The organism is Aeromicrobium sp., assembly GCF_032084975.1.
Classification (GTDB): domain Bacteria; phylum Actinomycetota; class Actinomycetes; order Propionibacteriales; family Nocardioidaceae; genus Aeromicrobium.
Genome location: NZ_DAMDLR010000068.1, coordinates 1 through 13,252 on the forward strand (window position 1 = coordinate 1; position 13,252 = coordinate 13,252).

At 69.9% G+C, this 13,252-nt stretch carries 16 protein-coding genes and 1 pseudogene; 12 read left to right on the plus strand and 5 right to left on the minus strand.

Going from position 1 to position 13,252, the window contains the following annotated elements; genetic code table 11:
- Both RT323_RS13350 and RT323_RS13355 read right to left on the minus strand, forming a co-directional pair.
- A partial coding sequence (locus RT323_RS13350; protein ID WP_313409348.1) for a sigma factor occupies positions 1 to 304 on the minus strand: 304 nt, incomplete at its 3' end.
- A gap of 1 nt (position 305) precedes the next feature.
- Entirely contained in the window at positions 306 to 731 is a 426-nt protein-coding gene (locus tag RT323_RS13355) for a YciI family protein (RefSeq protein WP_313409349.1), read from the minus strand.
- Between the two features lie 171 nt (positions 732 to 902).
- Here RT323_RS13355 and RT323_RS13360 point away from each other — a divergent pair, with 171 nt between their 5' ends.
- From RT323_RS13360 to RT323_RS13375, 4 genes are read left to right on the plus strand one after another with little or no spacing between them, the layout of a single operon-like run.
- On the plus strand, positions 903 to 3,257 hold the full coding sequence (locus tag RT323_RS13360; RefSeq protein ID WP_396172380.1) for an ATP-binding cassette domain-containing protein: 2,355 nt from the start codon (positions 903 to 905) through the stop codon (positions 3,255 to 3,257).
- Positions 3,258 to 3,314: 57 nt separating this feature from the next.
- Positions 3,315 to 4,556: an MFS transporter gene (locus RT323_RS13365; protein WP_313409351.1), complete on the plus strand. Its 1,242-nt coding sequence runs from the start codon at positions 3,315 to 3,317 to the stop codon at positions 4,554 to 4,556.
- A 43-nt stretch (positions 4,557 to 4,599) separates the two neighbouring features.
- Positions 4,600 to 5,511, plus strand: coding sequence for a GNAT family N-acetyltransferase (locus RT323_RS13370; protein WP_313409353.1), 912 nt, complete (start codon positions 4,600 to 4,602; stop codon positions 5,509 to 5,511).
- Positions 5,512 to 5,540: 29 nt separating this feature from the next.
- On the plus strand, positions 5,541 to 6,398 hold the full coding sequence (locus RT323_RS13375) for an alpha/beta fold hydrolase (RefSeq protein ID WP_313409356.1): 858 nt from the start codon (positions 5,541 to 5,543) through the stop codon (positions 6,396 to 6,398).
- Here RT323_RS13375 and RT323_RS13380 read toward each other — a convergent pair.
- Positions 6,395 to 7,120, minus strand: a complete 726-nt coding sequence (locus RT323_RS13380; protein WP_313409359.1) for a VOC family protein — start codon at positions 7,118 to 7,120, stop codon at positions 6,395 to 6,397. The two genes, RT323_RS13375 and RT323_RS13380, sit on opposite strands and share 4 nt — an antisense overlap.
- Positions 7,121 to 7,253: 133 nt before the next feature.
- Between RT323_RS13380 and RT323_RS13385 the strand changes: the two genes are divergently transcribed.
- From RT323_RS13385 to RT323_RS13395, 3 genes are read left to right on the plus strand one after another with little or no spacing between them, the layout of a single operon-like run.
- Complete coding sequence (locus RT323_RS13385; protein WP_313409361.1) at positions 7,254 to 7,664, plus strand: VOC family protein; 411 nt, start codon at positions 7,254 to 7,256, stop codon at positions 7,662 to 7,664.
- A 55-nt stretch (positions 7,665 to 7,719) separates the two neighbouring features.
- The gene (locus RT323_RS13390) at positions 7,720 to 8,247 is read left to right on the plus strand and encodes a TIGR03086 family metal-binding protein (protein ID WP_313409363.1); all 528 of its coding nucleotides are present in this window, start codon (positions 7,720 to 7,722) and stop codon (positions 8,245 to 8,247) included.
- A gap of 13 nt (positions 8,248 to 8,260) precedes the next feature.
- Complete coding sequence (locus tag RT323_RS13395; RefSeq protein WP_313409366.1) at positions 8,261 to 8,857, plus strand: dihydrofolate reductase family protein; 597 nt, start codon at positions 8,261 to 8,263, stop codon at positions 8,855 to 8,857.
- Positions 8,858 to 8,959: 102 nt separating this feature from the next.
- Here the strand turns inward: RT323_RS13395 and RT323_RS13400 are convergent, their stop codons facing one another.
- Complete coding sequence (locus tag RT323_RS13400; protein WP_313409369.1) at positions 8,960 to 9,559, minus strand: class I SAM-dependent methyltransferase; 600 nt, start codon at positions 9,557 to 9,559, stop codon at positions 8,960 to 8,962.
- Between the two features lie 328 nt (positions 9,560 to 9,887).
- Here RT323_RS13400 and RT323_RS13405 point away from each other — a divergent pair, with 328 nt between their 5' ends.
- The 4 genes from RT323_RS13405 (at position 9,888) to RT323_RS13420 (ending at position 12,129) form a co-directional block, all read left to right on the plus strand.
- Positions 9,888 to 10,286 (plus strand): lactococcin 972 family bacteriocin, encoded by a 399-nt coding sequence (locus tag RT323_RS13405; RefSeq protein WP_313409371.1) that lies wholly within the window; start codon positions 9,888 to 9,890, stop codon positions 10,284 to 10,286.
- 77 nt (positions 10,287 to 10,363) lie between these two features.
- Positions 10,364 to 10,990 carry a hypothetical protein gene (locus RT323_RS13410; protein ID WP_313409373.1) on the plus strand — a complete coding sequence of 209 codons (627 nt, stop codon included), beginning with the start codon at positions 10,364 to 10,366 and terminating at the stop codon, positions 10,988 to 10,990.
- A gap of 9 nt (positions 10,991 to 10,999) precedes the next feature.
- A complete protein-coding gene (locus RT323_RS13415) occupies positions 11,000 to 11,821 on the plus strand; it encodes a DUF1206 domain-containing protein (RefSeq protein ID WP_313409374.1) in 822 nt (273 codons plus the stop codon).
- A 50-nt stretch (positions 11,822 to 11,871) separates the two neighbouring features.
- Entirely contained in the window at positions 11,872 to 12,129 is a 258-nt protein-coding gene (locus RT323_RS13420) for a hypothetical protein (RefSeq protein WP_313409375.1), read from the plus strand.
- Positions 12,130 to 12,200: 71 nt separating this feature from the next.
- Here the strand turns inward: RT323_RS13420 and RT323_RS13425 are convergent, their stop codons facing one another.
- The gene (locus RT323_RS13425) at positions 12,201 to 12,683 is read right to left on the minus strand and encodes a polymer-forming cytoskeletal protein (protein WP_313409378.1); all 483 of its coding nucleotides are present in this window, start codon (positions 12,681 to 12,683) and stop codon (positions 12,201 to 12,203) included.
- A 134-nt stretch (positions 12,684 to 12,817) separates the two neighbouring features.
- Here RT323_RS13425 and RT323_RS13430 point away from each other — a divergent pair.
- Positions 12,818 to 13,252 (plus strand): annotated as a pseudogene (locus RT323_RS13430) (oxidoreductase); the annotation flags it as partial.

Below are 13,252 nucleotides of genomic sequence, written 5' to 3' on the forward strand. Positions count from 1 at the left end.
CGATCGGCTCCCACTCGACGTCCGGGGTCTCGGCGAGGTCGTGGGCGATAGAACGGTGGCGCTCGTCGAGCGCGGCTCGGCGCCGCCACCCGTCGATGGCGCGTCGTCGAGCGACGGTCGTCAGCCAGGCGCCGGGGTTGCGGGGCACGCCGTCGCGCGGCCACGTGGCGAGCGCTTCGGCGAGGGCCTCCTGTGCGAGGTCCTCGGCGTCGGACAGGTCGCCGGTCACGCGGGCGAGCGTGGCGACGACCCGCGAGCCCTCGATGCGCCAGACGGCATCGAGGGCTGCGGCCAGGTCGTCCATGTCAGACGGTGCCGAGCTGCTCGCGCCAGCCGGGCTCCTTCTGGACGTACTCGTTGTCGGCGAAGTCCGCGAAGTCGGACTCGTCGGTGATGCGACGGACCTCGAGCTTCGAGCCGGGGCCGAGCGGGCACCGCTTGGCCCACTCGAGCGCCTCCTCGGGGGACGCCACCTGCAGGATCCAGAAGCCGTTGAACAGCTCGTGGGTCTCGCCGTAGGGCCCGTCGGTGACGATCGGCTCCTCGGCGGAGAAGTCGACGACGAATCCCTCGGACGGATCGGTGAGGCCGTCGCCACCGGCCATGACGCCCGCGTTCATGAGCGCCTCGTTGTAGGCGCCCATGGCGTTGATGATCTCCTCGAACGGCACCTGCTTCGAGGCGGCCAGCGCCTCGTCGCTCGTGCGCATGATGAGCATGTACTTCTTCATGATCGGGTCCTTTCGGCGGGCGCCTCGTGCGCCCTCACCATGACGTCGAACGGGACCGGCGCGGATCGACAGGCCGGCGGAACTTTTTCCGCCGACGCCGAACTGTCGGTGGTTCCGGCCACGCTGGTCCCGACGCTATCGTTCAGGAACCGCATCTGGGAGGAAGTTCGCGTGACCCATCCGGCCGACAGCCATGACCTCATCCGTGTCCACGGGGCCCGGGTCAACAATCTGCAGGACGTCAGCGTCGAGCTGCCGAAACGGCGGCTCACCGTCTTCACCGGCGTCTCCGGCTCGGGCAAGAGCTCTCTCGTCTTCGGCACGATCGCGGCCGAGTCGCAGCGTCTCATCAACGAGACCTACAGCGCCTTCCTGCAGAACTTCATGCCCACGTCCGCGCGACCGGACGTCGACGTGCTGGACGGGCTGACGACGGCGATCCTCGTTGACCAGGAGCGCATGGGCGCCGATCCGCGCTCGACCGTCGGCACCGCGACCGACGCGAACGCGATGCTGCGCATCCTGTTCAGCCGGCTGGGCGAGCCGCACGTCGGATCGCCGCAGGCGTTCTCGTTCAACGTGGCCTCGATCAGTGGTGCCGGCGCGGTCGCCTTCGAGACCGGGGGCCGCACCGTCAAGGAGCGCCGCGAGTTCTCGATCACCGGCGGCATGTGCCCGCGCTGCGAGGGCAGGGGAGCGGTGTCCGACTTCGACCTGAGTGCGCTGTACGACGAGACGAAGTCACTCGCCGAGGGCGCGCTCACGATCCCGGGCTACTCGATGGAGGGCTGGTACGGACGGATCTATCGCAACGGCGACTTCTTCCCCGGCGACAAGCCGATCAAGGACTTCACGAAGAAGCAGCTCGATGCCCTGCTCTACCAGGAGCCCACCAAGATCAAGGTCGAGGGCGTCAACATCACGTTCGAGGGCCTGATCCCCAAGATCCAGAAGTCGATGCTGTCCAAGGACCGCGAGGCGATGCAGCCGCACATCCGGGCATTCGTCGACCGGGCCATCACGTTCCAGACGTGCCCGGAGTGCGACGGCACCCGCCTCAACGAGGGCGCGCGCTCCTCGAAGATCAAGGGGATCAACATCGCCGACGCCTGTGCCATGCAGATCACGGACCTGGCCGCATGGGTGAAGGACCTCGACGAGCCGTCCGTCGCGCCCCTGCTGACGGTGCTGGGCGACACGCTCGACTCGTTCGTGCAGATCGGCCTGGGGTACCTCTCGCTCGACCGCCCCGCGGGCACGCTGTCGGGCGGAGAGGCGCAGCGCACCAAGATGATCCGCCACCTCGGGTCGTCCCTCACCGACGTCACCTACGTCTTCGACGAGCCCACGGTGGGACTGCATCCGCACGACATCGACCGCATGAACCAGCTGCTGCTGCAGCTGCGCGACAAGGGCAACACCGTGCTGGTCGTCGAGCACAAGCCCGAGGCGATCGCGATCGCGGACCACGTCGTCGACCTCGGACCCGGCGCGGGCAGCGGCGGCGGCCGGATCATGTTCGAGGGCACGGTCGACGGCCTGCGCGCCAGCGACACGGTGACCGGCCGTCACCTCGACGACCGGGCCTCGCTCAAGGACACCGTGCGCACGCCGACCGGGCACTTCGAGGTCAGGGGAGCGAGCAGCCACAACCTGCGGGACGTGGACGTCGACATCCCGCTCGGCGTGCTGACAGTGGTGACCGGTGTCGCCGGCTCGGGCAAGAGCTCGCTCATCCACGGGTCGGTCGCCGCGACCGACGACGTCGTGGCGATCGACCAGGGGGCGATCCGCGGGTCGCGGCGCAGCAACCCGGCGACGTACACCGGCCTGCTCGATCCCATCCGCAAGGCGTTCGCCAAGCAGAACGGGGTCAAGCCGTCACTGTTCTCGGCGAACTCCGAGGGTGCCTGCCCCAACTGCAACGGCGTCGGCGTCGTGTTCACCGACCTGGGCATCATGGCCACCGTCGAGTCCCCGTGCGAGGTCTGCGAGGGACGCCGGTTCGACGCGGCCGTGCTCGAGTACAAGCTGGGCGAGCGCGACATCAGCGAGGTGCTCGCGATGCCCGTCGCCGAGGCGCACGCCTTCTTCGGCAAGGAGGGCGTCAACGTCGCTCCGGCCGCGCGGATCCTCGCACGGCTCGAGGACGTCGGACTGGGGTACCTGACCCTGGGCCAGCCGCTGTCGACGCTGTCGGGCGGCGAGCGCCAGCGGATCAAGCTGGCGACCCACATGGGGGAGAAGGGCGGGACGTACGTCCTCGACGAGCCCACCTCGGGCCTGCACCTGGCGGACGTCGAGCAGTTGCTCGGCCTGCTCGACCGGCTCGTGGAATCGGGCAAGTCGGTCATCGTCATCGAGCACCACCAGGCCGTGATGGCGCATGCCGACTGGATCATCGACCTCGGCCCCGGCGCCGGCCACGACGGTGGACGCGTCGTCTTCGAGGGCACCCCGGCGGACCTCATGGCCGACCGCTCGACCCTGACGGGTCAGCACCTGGCGGCCTACGTCGGCGCCTGAGCCGGTCTGGGCGATGGGGCTGCTGGGGCCAGATGTGACCTGGCCTACACTCGGCGCATGATCCCCGAGGCGCCCTCCCACGCGAGTGCGGGGACGGCGCCGGCGGTCACGGCCGACCGGTCGTCGTCACGGCGCACCGTGGGCTTCGTGGTCGTCCTCGTCGCGCTCATCGTGTTCATGATCGGGGCCAGCGCACCTTCGCCGTTCTACCCGGTGATGCAGGAGCGGATCGGCTTCTCGTCGGTCACGATGACGCTGATCTTCGCCGTGTACGCACTGGCGATGCTCGTGACGCTGCTGCTCACGGGATCGCTCTCGGACCACCTCGGCCGGCGACCCGTCATCACCATCGGCCTGCTGGTCCTGGCGGTCAGCATGGTCGCGTTCTGGCAGGCCGAGAGCGTCGGGGTGCTGATCACGGCGCGCGTGGTGCAGGGGATCGGAGCTGGCCTGCTGCTGTCCTCCATGTCCGCCGCGATCGTCGACCTGGAGCCCCTCGGAAGACCGGGCCTCGGTGCCATCGCCAACTCGGTGACACCGCTGGCCGGCCTCGCGGCGGGCGGCCTCATCGCGGGCCTGGTCCTGGACGAGGTGACGCGGGCACCGCTGACCGCCGTGTTCGGCGTCCTCACGGGACTGTTCGTGCTCATGGCGGTCGTCGTGTGGGTCGCGCCCGAGACGTCGGCGCGGCGTCAGGGCGTCCTGGCGTCGTTCAAGCCGGAGGTCGGCGTCCCGCCCGAGGCGCGTGCGGCCTTCCTGAGAGCCCTGCCCGCCCTCATCGCCGGGTGGGCCACCAGCGGCTTCTATCTCTCGCTTGGGGCTCCGCTCGTCGCGCAGGAGCTGGGCGGGTCCAGTCACCTGTCGCAGGGGCTGGTCGTCACGGCGATCAACGGCGCCGGCGCTGCGATGTGCTTCGTCGCGCGCAACTGGAGCGGTCGGCGTGTCACCCTGTACGGCACCACGACCCTGGCGACCGGCACGGCCCTGACCCTCGTGGCGCTCGCCGCGGGCAGCCTGCCGTGGTTCATGGCCGCCGCCGTGTTCGCAGGCACCGGCTTCGGCGCGTCCTTCATGGGCATCCTGCGGTCCATCACGCCGTTGGCGCCGCCCGAGCGCCGGGGTGAGCTGTTCGCCGCCGTGTTCGTCGCCAGCTACATCGCCTTCGGCATCCCGGCCGTCGTGGCGGGTTTCGCCGTCGGCGAGGTCGGCCTGATGACGACCGCCATGGGCTACGGCGCGGTCGTCGTGTTCCTCGCGGGCCTGGCAGCGGCCCTGCGCAAGTTCGGCTCGACCGACTGAGGCCGGGCAGCCCCATGCATCCGGCCGACAGGAGCCGACCCCCGTGGCGGTGACGCTCCTGTGCGGTGCCGCCGGTTCCGGGAAGTCCACGTACGCCCGCAGCCTCGAGGCCGCCGGCTGGCTGCGCCTGTGCTTCGACGTCGAGACGTGGCGCGGCGGCGTCCGGGAGCTGCCGGCGCCGCCCGGCATGGCGGCGCAGATCGAGGACGACCTCCAGCGCCAGCTCGTCGAGGCGGTGTCCGCCGGTCGGGACGTGGTGCTCGACCTCTCGTTCTCCACGCGCGACCTGCGGGACGCCTATCGCGCGCTCGTCGCCGGGTTGGGCGTCCGGGCCGAGACAGTCTTCCTTCCGGTCGAGGGGTCGACGGCCGTGGAGCGCGTCCGGCGACGCCGGAACTCCGGTCCGGACGACTACCGGCTCACCGACGAGGCCGTCGTGGCACACGTCGAGGGCTTCGAGGCGCCGACGTTCGCGGAGCACCCGCTGCGTGTCGTCGACGGCGAGGTCGTGCTGCGCCATGCCCGCGATGACGAGGCGCAGGCGTTGTTGGAGTTCTGGGCCCGATCGGCCGAGAACGCGTCCCGGCCGCAGGACTCGCAGGTCGCCGTGGAGCGACTGCTGGCCCGGGACCCCGCCTCCGTCCTCGTGGCGGAGCTCGACGACCGCATCGCGGGCACGGTGATCGCCGGCTGGGACGGCTGGCGTGCCCACCTCTACCGACTGGCGGTCGGCCCGGAGGCCCGCGGACTCGGCATCGCACGGAGGCTGCTCGGACACGCCGAAGGACGACTGCGAGCACTCGGTGCCACCCGGCTCGACGCGATGGTGCTGGACGGGAACGACGTGGGTGCGGCCGTGTGGCTCTCGGCCGGGTACGCGCCGCAGGGGGAGTGGAGCCGTTGGGTCAAGCCGGTCGACCCACCGCCGACCCCCGGCGGGGCTACCGTGGAGTAACACATCCGCCAGGGCTCAGGAGGCTGCACGTGCCCAGCTCACCGCAGACGATGATCCTGCACGGCCACGAGCTCTCGTTCCTGGATCGTGGCGACGGTCCCGTGGTCCTGTTCGTCCATGGGATCCTCGGCTCCCAGCACAACTGGAAGCACCTCGTGGACCGGATGGACGACACCCAGCGGGTGATCGTCCCGGACCTGTTCGGTCACGGCGCGTCGGCGAAGCCGATGGGGGACTACTCCCTGAGCGCGCACGCCGCCACCCTGCGCGACCTGCTCGACCGGCTCGGGATCGACACGGTGACCGTCGTCGGTCACTCGCTCGGTGGCGGCATCGCGATGCAGTTCTACTACCTGTTCCCCGAGCGGGTCGAACGCCTCGTGCTGGTCGCCAGCGGCGGGCTGGGACGCGAGGTGAGCCCGTTGCTGCGCGCCGCGACCCTGCCGGGCGCCGAGCAGGTGCTGAGCGTCGTCGCCTCCGGTTGGGTGCTCGGCCGGGTGGAGTCCGTCGGCCGGACGGCGGCCCGGATCGGCTGGCGGCCGGGTGCGGACGTGGGCGCGATCTGGCGCGGCTTCACGTCGTTGGGCCACCGGGAGAGCCGCAAGGCGTTCCTGGCGACCACGCGAGCCGTGGTCGATCCCGGTGGCCAGACGGTCAGCGCGCACGACCACCTCGGTGACGTGCGCCCGGTCCCGGTGCTGCTGGTCTGGGGGACCAGGGACCGGATGATCCCGGCGTGGCACGCGATCAAGGCCCAGCAGTCGGTGCCGTCCTGTCAGGTCGAGCTGTTCGATGGGGCCGGCCACTTCCCGCACCTCGACGACCCCGATCGCTTCGCCGACGTCCTGGCGCGATTCATCGCCACGACCTCGTCCGCGACCGGTTAGGCGGGCGACGACAGGACGCAGAACTCGTTGCCGTCCGGGTCGCGCATGACGACCCAGCTGACCCGGCCCTGACCGATGTCCGTGCGGGTCGCTCCCAGGGTCTCGAGTCGCTCGACCTCGGCCTGCTGGTCCCCGTTCGGGCGCAGGTCGACGTGCCAGCGGTTCTTCGGCGGCTTGTCCATCAGCGGGGGACCGCCCCACGAGATCTTGGTGCCGCCGTGCGCCGACTGGATGGCGGTCTCCTCGCCCTCGTCCCACACCATGATCCAGTCGAGCGCCGCCTGCCAGAACTCGCCGACGGCGCGCGAGCCGTCGCACGAGATCGTGCCGATCGTGCCGCAGCCGGCCGTGAAGCGGTTGCCGTACGGCAGGACGCAGAACTCGTTCCCCTCGGGATCGGCGAGCACGACGTGGGTGTCGGTGGGCAGCTGACCGATGTCCAGGTGGCCGGCACCCAGCTCCAGCGCTCGGGCCACCGTGGCGTCCTGCGCATCAGGAGACTCACTCGTGAGGTCGAAGTGCATCCGGTTGCGCGTCGTCCTGGGGTGGCGTGTCGGCTCGATGTCGATCGCGAAGCCGAGCGTGTCGGGGGAGGGGAGCGTGAGCACCCCGTCGTCGTCACCGCTCTCGACGACCTCGCGGCCCAGGATCGCCGCCCAGAACGTCGCGAGGCGCGCCGGTTCGTTGGCGTCGATGACGAGTGCTTCCAGGCGGCTGCTCATCTCCTCACCGTACGACCGGATCGGGCGCGCGTCAGCCCGCGACGTGGGGTCTGTCGCGGCGACCCGTGCGCGGGCTTCCGTGAAACCCCCGCGAGTGCCACGCTGGGCAGGACCGTCCGAGAGCGAGGCCTCCATGTCCGACCCCAGATTCGTCATCGCCCTGCCGATCGCCGACCGACCCACGTCCCACGAGTTCTATCGCGAGGTGCTGGGGCTGGAGGCGCCGGGGGAGCCGGCCGAGGACGGCGTCCCCGAGCCGCTCCAGTTCCCGCTCGGGGGCGGCGTCGATCTCATGCTGGTGCCGACGGGCGGATTCCAGTGGGCCATCGGTGGCCAGCCCGTCACTCCGGACGACCATCACGAGACCGTCATCACCCTCGCCGCCACGTCGCCGGCCGAGGTCGACGACCTGGTCGACCGCGCCCGTCGGGCAGGGGCACGGGTCGTGGTCGAGCCGGGGGACCAGTCCTGGGGCTACACCGCGACGTTCACCGACCCGGACGGGCACCTGTGGGCGGCGCTCGTGTCACCCGCCGATTCGTGACGCTCCTGCGGCGGGACCCTGGCGTTCTGTCGGTGCTGCACGGTTGACTGCCGGCATGGACAACACCGTCATCGCCCGAGGGCTCGACCAGGTCGCCTCGCTCGTCAACGCCGTCAACGAAGACCAGTGGGACGCGGCGACGCCGTGTTCGCGGTGGTCCGTGCGTGATCTCGTGGACCATCTGGTGCACCTGCCCACGCAGTTCGCCGACATGGCATCGGGGGAGAAGGTCGACTGGGCCGCACCCACCCCACACCACGACGATCCCGCTGCCACGTTCGCCTCCCACGCCGACGCGCTGCTCACCGCGCTGTCCGCGCATCCGGACTCGGTTCCGCAGGGCATGGTCGCCGGCGAGCTCGCCATCCATGTGTGGGACCTGGCGTCGGCGCTGGGACGCGGCACGTCCGAGCTCGATCCCGAGGTCGCCGAGACCGGCTTCGCCTTCATGTCGACAGCGTTGACCGACGAGCAGCGCGGAGACGCGTTCGGCCCGCAGGCCCAGGCCCCGTCCGGCGCGAACGCGTACGAGCGGCTGGCCGCGTTCGCCGGACGAGAGGTTCCGTTCCGCGCGGATCGCTGACAGGGTGGTGCGGGTGCGAGAACTCGTCTACTTCATCGCGTCGTCCCTGGACGGCTTCATCGCCGATCCCGAGGGGAACGACCCCACCGGGCCGGGCGGCTTCTGGCCCATCGGTGAGGACTACGTGGCCCACCTCGTGTCCGAGTACCCCGAGACCCTGCCGGGCGCGGCGCGCGAGGCGATGGGCATCGCCGGCGACGGCCGTCGCTTCGACACGGTGCTCGAAGGACGCAGGACCCACGAGGTCGGTCTCGACGCCGGCGTGACCGACGCCTACCCGCACCTGCGGCACTTCGTGTTCTCCAGGACCATCGAGTCGTCGGACCCGCGAATCACTGTCGTGGACGGCGACCCCGTGGCGACCGTTCGCGAGCTCAAGGGCGAGTCGAGCGACCGGGACATCTGGCTCGTCGGCGGCGGCGACCTCGCCGGGACGCTGTTGCCCGAGATCGATCGCCTGGTCGTCAAACTGGCGCCGGTCACCATCGGAGCCGGTACGCCGCTGTTCGGGCGCCACGTCGAGTTCGCGCCGCAGCAGTGGCGCCTGGCCGACCACACGGTGCTGGCCAGCGGCACGATCTTCCTGACCTACGAGCGGCGTGCGGACTGAGAAGTCCCCGCTCCGCACGCTTGTCCGATAATGCACATTATGTCATCTTGTGGTCTGCGTATGCGTTCGTGAGCCCCGATCCGCGCGGATCGAAAGCCGCCGTCAGACTGCCCTGGCGACAAGCGCGCCGTGCGGGCGCCGGTCCTGTTGGTCTCTTTGCAGACGCTCTGTCTCGTCGAGCCCTGCGGCCTTCAACCGCAGGGCGAGATCGTCGAACGGCCAGCGGTACGCCGTGACGACTTGGTGTTCAAAGGGCTCGAGAGCATCGCCGACGAAGAAGCCGACGACAAGTCGTCCACCAGGCTCCAGGACGCGACGGATCTCCGTGAGCGCACCGTCGATCGCTTCCGGCGCGAAGTGGATGAGCGAGTACCAGCACAGCGCACCGGAGACGGAGGCGTCTGGCAACGGCAGCTCGGTGATCGAGCCCAGCTCGAACTCGATCCCCGCGTGCGCCTTCCGCGCGTGATCGATGAACTCGGGGCTGACGTCGAAACCCCTGACTGTCGCGCCACCGTCGGCGAGAAACCGGGTCAGGTGACCAGGACCACACCCGAGGTCCAGCACCACACCCGGACGAGTCGTCAGATGACGTCGAATCAGCTCCAGGTCATCGACGTGTTCGTGCTCACCAGTCGCAAACATCTCGATGTACGGCTCAGCCAGCCGCGAGTAGGCCCACCGAACACTGCTTGACTCCATGCCAAGAACATAGGCGCCGCATCGCCGCGCGCGCCGTGGGGCACGGACCGGAATACGCACCCGGGTCGATCCCATTCGAGCTGCGCTCCCCCGCCGGCTGCGTCGTCGTCACGTGAACGTGGTGACGAACACTGCGTCCAGGCAGGTCGCGAAGATCATGCGATGCCTCTCGGGACACATGGACACCATGGGTAAATCCCCTGACATCGTTGACGAAACAACGTCTGATGATGCTGTTACGCTCGCGCCACACATTCGACAGTTGGGGGCAAGAATGAAGAAGGTTCGTGCGGCAAGTCTGGTCGCAGCGGTTGTCGCAGGGTCTGCGTTGGCGGCGGGGACGGGAGTCTCAGGGGCGGCGGCCGCGCCGGCGCCGCCGGAAGGCATCCGGGTCATCGACAGCGGCGTCACCGCCAAAGGCGGGTGGGTTGCCTATACCGGCTACGGCAAGGTCGAGGTCGGCGGCACCGCGCCCAGTGCCGGCGGCGGCGTCCAGGCCCTCGGCGTTCAAGAGGTCGGCGGTGGCACGTGGGCCTACGGCTCGAGCATCCGTCTCAACGGCAAGAAGGCCTGCTATTCGCAGTACGAGCACAACTCGGTCTCGCACGGGTCGTCGGTGAAGATGGACGGCTCGACCGATTCGGACTGGGTGGGCAAGGGCAAGGTCTCGGACGCCTACGTCACCAAGTACACGACCCAGACCTGCTACGCCTACTGGCGCAAGTGATCGGGTACTGAGACACACGCCAGTCGGTGGGGGCGTGGCTGCTGAGGCTGCGCCTCCACCGAGGAATCATTCACGACATGAGGACAACACTGTTGACCCGCGCCCTGCTGTTGGTCCTCGCCGGCATGTGTTTCGGATGGCTCGCCTCCGCCGCGAACCACGGACACCTGCCTGGCAGTCCCCATGTGCCGAAGGTGCTTGGCAACGACTGGGCGTGGCTCTGTGCCGCGTTCGTTGCGGCATGGCCAGCGCGTGGGTGGACCGCTGCGTTCCGACGCGTTGGTCTTTTCCTCATCCCCGCAGTTGTCGCGTACTACGTCAGCGACCTGTTCGCGGGGACGTACGACCAGGCTCTTCCTTCGTCGGCCGGCACCGCGGGCATCGACGGGACCGGATTGATCACAGACGTCATCGCCTACATCGTGATCGGGCTGCTGACGTCGGCCGGGCTTGCCCTGCTGGTCACGGCCATTCATCGAGGTGGCCTCATCGGTCTGGTCGCGTCCCTCGTCCTTCCCGCGTACCTGGTCTACAAGGGTTTCGGGACCGCGCGAATCTCCGACGATGATGCGGCGCTCCAAGTGGTCGCCACGTGGGTGGGAATCGCTGGACTTGCTGCGGGAGTCGCGGTGATCCTCCTCGGCGCGAGGCGGTGGTCGGTGCGGTACACCGCTGGCCGGGCCGACAGCCGCGGCGCCCCGTAGGCTCGCGCCATGACGACAGGATCCGCCGAGTCCGCCGCGCGCGCGGTCGATGACCACCCCGCGATGGACCACGTGGCTCGAGTCGGCCTGGTCGCCTTCGGTGTCGTCCACCTCGTGATGGGCTGGCTGGCCCTGCGGCTGTCGTTCGGCGACCCCGGAGGCGAGGCGGACAGCTCCGGCGCGGTCCGCGAGCTGGCCCAGCAGCCGTTCGGTGAGGCGATCGTCTGGGCCGTCGGCCTCGGCATGATCCTGCTCGCCGGCTGGCAGGTCCTCGAGGCGGCCGTCGGTCACCGTCGCGACGACGGCGTCAAGCGGCTGCGCAAGCGACTGGCCAGCGTCGGCAAGGCCGTCGTGTACGGCGCCATCGCGGCGAGCGCCCTCAAGGTGGTCGCCGGCTCGGGCTCGTCGTCGAAGAAGGACGGGACGACGTCGGCGAGCGCGACGCTGTTGGATCTCCCCCTCGGCCAGCTGATCGTCGGTCTCGTCGCCCTGGGGATCGCCGCGGTCGGGGTCTACCTGGTCTACAAGGGCGCGACCGAGCGGTTCCTCAAGGACATCGAGGCCGGTGGCGCCAGTGGCCGGGTCGGTTCGGCCTATGTGTGGCTGGGCAAGTGTGGCTACATCGCCAAGGGCGTCGCGATCCTGGGCGTCGCCGCCCTCTTCGGCTACGCGGCCGCCACGCACGAGCCGGACAAGTCCGGCGGCATCGACGAGGCGCTGCGCACGGTGCTGGACCAGCCGTTCGGCGCCGTCGCGACCGGGCTCGTCGGCGCCGGGTTCATCGCCTTCGGGTTGTTCTGCTTCGCCTGGGCGCGGCACATCGATCGCTGAACGACAGGGATCTGTCGACCTTCATCGAACACACGTTCTACAGTGGCCCCATGGGCCACAACCGGAGGTACGGCGACTCACTGAGTGCGCTGGACCCGCCGGCCGTGGCTCCCCCGTCACGCATCCGGCCCCAGCACGTGTGGGTGAACCTGTCGACCGTCTCGCACGCCCCGGCCGTGTACCCCGGTGTCCTCGTCGAGTGGCGACCGGTCGTGAACGGCTGGGAGGCGCTGTGCACGTGGGCCACACCGGACGGGTCGGTTCACACCGGGTGGCTGCCGGCGATGAGGTTGAAGCCGCTCCCCTGACTCGGCTCCGGTGCCCTCGCGGCGACGACGAACGGCCCCGGCGGGTGCCGGGGCCGTTTCGCGCAGTCGGGTCAGCGACGGATGAGTCGTCCCGCGCCGCCCTCGCTGAGGTTGCCGTCGATGTCGGCGCCGCGCCACACGACGAGGTGTCCGGCTCCGCGCTCACGAACGTTGCCGTCGATGTCGGCGCTGCGCAGGATCTTCACCGTGCCACGGTGCAGCTCGGTGATGTTGCCGTCGACGTCACCGCGGACGTTGACGCCACCATTGCCGCGCTCGGTGATGTTGCCGTCGACCGAGCCGGAGTTCGCGACGATGACCGATCCGCGGCCGATCTGGCGGACGTTGCCGTCGACGTCGCCGCGAATGATCACGTGCCCGTTGCGGACCGTGATGTTGCCGTCGATCTCCTGGCCCTTCTTCACGACGAAGGTGCCCGAGCGGCGCACGTCACCGTCGCGGTCGTCGTCATCGTCGTCGGCGAAGGCCGCGGCGGGCAGGGCGGCCAGCAGGGTGCCGCCGGCCAGGGCGAGGGCGAACGTCTTGGTCTTCATGGGGACTCTCCTTGGTTCGGTTGACGTGACACCTACTCAACCCGTGCTCGGTGAAGGCAACGTGAGCCGAAGATGAGAGGACTCTCATGTTCGCTCTGAACCATCCAAGACGCGATCGGTGACGAATCCCCCTCATGAATCGCCATCACATCGCCGTCGGCGGTCTCGCCGGCCTGACAGCCGCGGTCACCGGGCTGGCCGCAGGACACCTCGTCGCCGCGCTGACAGGACCGGAGGCCTCCCCCGTCCTCTCCGTCGGCAGCGCCGTCGTCGACCGGACCCCGACGCCCCTGAAGATGTGGGCCATCGAGACGCTGGGCAACGCCGACAAGCTGGTCCTGGTGGGCAGCGTGCTGGTCGTGACCTTGCTGCTCGCGGCCCTCGGCGGCATCCTCGCCCGCCGGTCCTATCCCGCCGGTGCAGCCCTCGTGCTCGTGCTGGTGGGTGCCGCCGGGTGGGCGGCCCTCGCACGTCCCGCCGCGCGTCCGGTGGACGCGCTCCCCGCCCTGGTGACGGCCGTGGTCGCGCTGGGCGCCCTGCGGTGGCTCACGCCGGCACCCTCCGACACC

What these genes read in the sequence shown, in the direction of transcription:
- RT323_RS13355 (WP_313409349.1), bottom strand. Translation starts at nt 731, where the DNA reads ATGAAGAAGTACATGCTCATCATGCGCACGAGCGACGAGGCGCTGGCC.
- RT323_RS13365 (WP_313409351.1), top strand. Translation starts at nt 3,315, where the DNA reads ATGATCCCCGAGGCGCCCTCCCACGCGAGTGCGGGGACGGCGCCGGCG.
- RT323_RS13380 (WP_313409359.1), bottom strand. Translation starts at nt 7,120, where the DNA reads ATGAGCAGCCGCCTGGAAGCACTCGTCATCGACGCCAACGAACCGGCG.
- RT323_RS13385 (WP_313409361.1), top strand. Translation starts at nt 7,254, where the DNA reads ATGTCCGACCCCAGATTCGTCATCGCCCTGCCGATCGCCGACCGACCC.
- RT323_RS13390 (WP_313409363.1), top strand. Translation starts at nt 7,720, where the DNA reads ATGGACAACACCGTCATCGCCCGAGGGCTCGACCAGGTCGCCTCGCTC.
- RT323_RS13400 (WP_313409369.1), bottom strand. Translation starts at nt 9,559, where the DNA reads ATGGAGTCAAGCAGTGTTCGGTGGGCCTACTCGCGGCTGGCTGAGCCG.
- RT323_RS13410 (WP_313409373.1), top strand. Translation starts at nt 10,364, where the DNA reads ATGAGGACAACACTGTTGACCCGCGCCCTGCTGTTGGTCCTCGCCGGC.
- RT323_RS13415 (WP_313409374.1), top strand. Translation starts at nt 11,000, where the DNA reads ATGACGACAGGATCCGCCGAGTCCGCCGCGCGCGCGGTCGATGACCAC.
- RT323_RS13420 (WP_313409375.1), top strand. Translation starts at nt 11,872, where the DNA reads ATGGGCCACAACCGGAGGTACGGCGACTCACTGAGTGCGCTGGACCCG.
- RT323_RS13425 (WP_313409378.1), bottom strand. Translation starts at nt 12,683, where the DNA reads ATGAAGACCAAGACGTTCGCCCTCGCCCTGGCCGGCGGCACCCTGCTG.